General features: G+C 56.7%; 2 tRNA genes and 2 rRNA genes (2 of these 4 only partly in view). All 4 read left to right on the forward strand.

Annotated features, from left to right (window positions below):
• Positions 1-132 (forward strand): 16S ribosomal RNA (locus B2742_RS07810); it begins 1,359 nt to the left of the window's first position.
• Between the two features lie 183 nt (positions 133-315).
• Positions 316-393 (forward strand) — tRNA-Ile (locus B2742_RS07815).
• Between the two features lie 59 nt (positions 394-452).
• Positions 453-528, forward strand: a tRNA-Ala gene (locus B2742_RS07820).
• Between the two features lie 212 nt (positions 529-740).
• Positions 741-1,170, forward strand: a 23S ribosomal RNA gene (locus B2742_RS07825); its annotated part runs 1,495 nt beyond the window's last position; the annotation flags it as partial.

Below are 1,170 nucleotides of genomic sequence, written 5' to 3' on the forward strand. Positions count from 1 at the left end.
ATGGGAGTTGGTTCTACCCGAAGGCGATGCGCTAACCCGCAAGGGAGGCAGTCGACCACGGTAGGGTCAGCGACTGGGGTGAAGTCGTAACAAGGTAGCCGTAGGGGAACCTGCGGCTGGATCACCTCCTTTCTAAGGATGTTCCTCCAGGCCGTCTCTCACGAGATTGTCTATTGGAACTCCAATAAACTGCGGGGCGCCGCCGTCTCCGTTTCTCTTTCCTCTTTCGCTTCCATGAAGCGCCTGGCATTCGGCCGGCGGTGATTGGAAGTGCGATCGCGAGCCTGGGTTTCTGCCTGGCTGTCGTGCCGCCATAGGCCCGTAGCTCAGCCTGGTTAGAGCGCACGCCTGATAAGCGTGAGGTCGGCAGTTCGAGTCTGCCCGGGCCTACCAGCCCTGCTGGACCGGCTTTACGACAATCGTTGACAGCTCTCCTGTGTTCGACCCTGAAAGGGGCCATAGCTCAGTTGGTAGAGCGCCTGCTTTGCAAGCAGGATGTCGTCGGTTCGACTCCGTCTGGCTCCACCAGGATCCCCTGCAGCTCGCAGATCGCAATCAGGATTGCCACCGGCTCAACAGCCGGCTGGCATTGATATTGTAAAGGAAGAGCGCGTCCGGCCTGTTCATAGGCTTCAAGGACACGTTCGAGAGAAGACATTGTCTGACAAAAATCAGGCATGGACCCCCGGCATTTCTTTCCAGTCGGCGGGAGCATCCATGCATGAGTTTTGCTGAGAAACGATCAAGCGTTGAAGGGCTTCTGACGGATGCCTTGGCGTAGAGAGGCGATGAAGGACGTGGCAAGCTGCGATAAGAACCGGGGAGGCGCTAGCACCCTTTGATCCGGTTATTTCCGAATGGGGAAACCCACCTTTGTGGTCTGCCAACTCATGCCCAGTCTTCGGACTGGGTGCGGGTTGGTTGATTGCTTAAAGGTATAATGACCTGAATACATAGGGTTCATTAAGCGAACCCGGGGAACTGAAACATCTCAGTACCCGGAGGAAAGGACATCAACCGAGACTCCCGTAGTAGTGGCGAGCGAACCGGGACCAGGCCAGTGCTCTTGTGAAATAAAGTCGAACGACCTGGAAAGGTCGGCCATAGCGGGTGACAGCCCCGTAGACGTCAAACAGCAAGAGACTCGAGTAGGGCGGGACACGTGAAATC

The sequence above is a fragment of the Brevundimonas sp. UBA7664 genome (assembly GCF_002483305.1).
GTDB lineage: Bacteria > Pseudomonadota > Alphaproteobacteria > Caulobacterales > Caulobacteraceae > Brevundimonas.